The sequence below is a fragment of the Rhodoferax sp. UBA5149 genome (assembly GCF_002413825.1).
Lineage (GTDB): Bacteria > Pseudomonadota > Gammaproteobacteria > Burkholderiales > Burkholderiaceae_C > Rhodoferax.
Genome location: NZ_DHXT01000139.1, coordinates 1 through 1,748, shown reverse-complemented (window position 1 = coordinate 1,748; position 1,748 = coordinate 1). Strand labels below are relative to the sequence as shown.

General features: G+C 60.1%; 1 protein-coding gene and 1 pseudogene. Both read right to left on the bottom strand.

Annotated elements, in window-relative coordinates; all coding sequences use genetic code 11:
• The coding region (locus B3V69_RS11920) for an acyl-CoA carboxylase subunit beta (protein ID WP_296446804.1) at positions 1-1,247 on the bottom strand (1,247 nt) is incomplete at its 3' end.
• Between the two features lie 64 nt (positions 1,248-1,311).
• Positions 1,312-1,748: pseudogene (locus tag B3V69_RS11915) on the bottom strand (methylmalonyl Co-A mutase-associated GTPase MeaB); the annotation flags it as partial.

Genomic DNA, 1,748 nt, shown 5'->3' with positions numbered 1-1,748 from the left:
CCGCGCAGGTGCTTGGAGCTCATCACGTCGTAGGCACCACCGTAGGCTTTGCGCGTGATGACGGTGATCTTGGGCACCGTGCACTCGGCGTAGGCGTAGAGCAGCTTGGCGCCGTGCTTGATGATGCCGCCGTATTCCTGTGAGGTGCCAGGCATGAAGCCGGGCACGTCGACAAAGGTGATGACCGGGATGTTGAAGGCATCGCAAAAGCGCACAAAGCGCGCCGCCTTGATCGAGCTCTTGATGTCCAGGCAACCGGCCAGCACCAGCGGCTGATTGGCCACGATGCCCACGGTCTGGCCTTCCATGCGGCCAAAACCAATCAGGATGTTCTTGGCGTATTCGGGTTGCAGCTCGAAGAAGTCGCCATCGTCCACCGTTTTAACGATCAGTTCCTTCATGTCATACGGCTTGTTGGCGTTGTCGGGCACCAGGGTGTCCAGGCTCATGTCCATGCGGTCGGCCGGGTCGCCGCCACGGCGCACCGGCGCTTTTTCACGGTTGTTGAGCGGCAGGTAGTTGTAGAGGCGGCGCAGCATCAACAGCGCTTCCACATCGTTCTCAAATGCCAGATCGGCCACGCCGCTTTTAGTGGTGTGGCTGATGGCGCCGCCGAGCTCTTCAGCGGTCACGTCTTCGTGCGTCACGGTTTTCACCACTTCAGGGCCGGTGACGAACATGTAGGAGCTGTCCTTGACCATGAAGATGAAGTCGGTCATGGCGGGCGAGTACACCGCGCCGCCGGCGCAGGGACCCATGATCATGCTGATCTGCGGCACCACGCCGCTGGCCATCACGTTGCGCTGGAACACGTCGGCATAGCCGCCCAGCGAAGCCACCCCTTCCTGAATGCGCGCGCCGCCCGAGTCGTTCAAACCAATCACCGGCGCACCGACCTTCATCGCCTGATCCATCACCTTGCAGATCTTCTCGGCGTGCGCCTCGCTCAAGGCGCCACCAAACACCGTGAAGTCCTGGCTGAACACAAACACCAGGCGGCCGTTGATCATGCCGTAGCCGGTGACCACGCCATCGCCGGGGATCTTGTTTTCTTCCATGCCAAAGTCGACGCAGCGGTGTTCGACGAACATGTCCCACTCTTCGAACGTGCCCTCGTCGAGCAGCAACTCCAGGCGCTCGCGGGCGGTGAGCTTACCCTTTTTGTGTTGCGCATCGATGCGTTTTTGGCCACCGCCCAAGCGCGCGAGTTCGCGCTTGGCTTCAAGTTGTTCAAGGATGTCGTGCATGGTTTTTTCTCTTTGCGAAGTTCTGAATGTCTCGGTCGTTGATTGCTATTGTTTTTATAGCTACTCAGGCCCTGTTCATGTGGGCGGAAAGCAGATTTCTTGCCGCGGTGGAGGCCGCCACGCGGCCCTCGAGAACGTCCTGGGTCAGCTGGGGCAGCAGCGCTTGCACCACCTGGTGCTGACGAAACGCCAGCTTCAAGCCGGCGTCGATGCGCTCCCACATCCAGGCCAGCGACTGTTGCTGGCGCCGGGCGTCCAATCGGCCATTTTGAGTTTGCAGTGATTTGAATTGCGTCACGGCGGCCCAGAATGCATCCACGCCCTGCCCCATCAAGGCGCTGAGTTGGATCACCTGCGGATGCCATATTTTTTCATCCTGGTGCGCATTTTCGGGATTGCCATGCAGCCCCAGCAATCGCAAAGAGGACGTGATTTGAGCCTGCGCGCGGGTCGCCGCCAAAGCGTCAATATCGGCCTTGTTGATCACCACCAGGTCGGCCA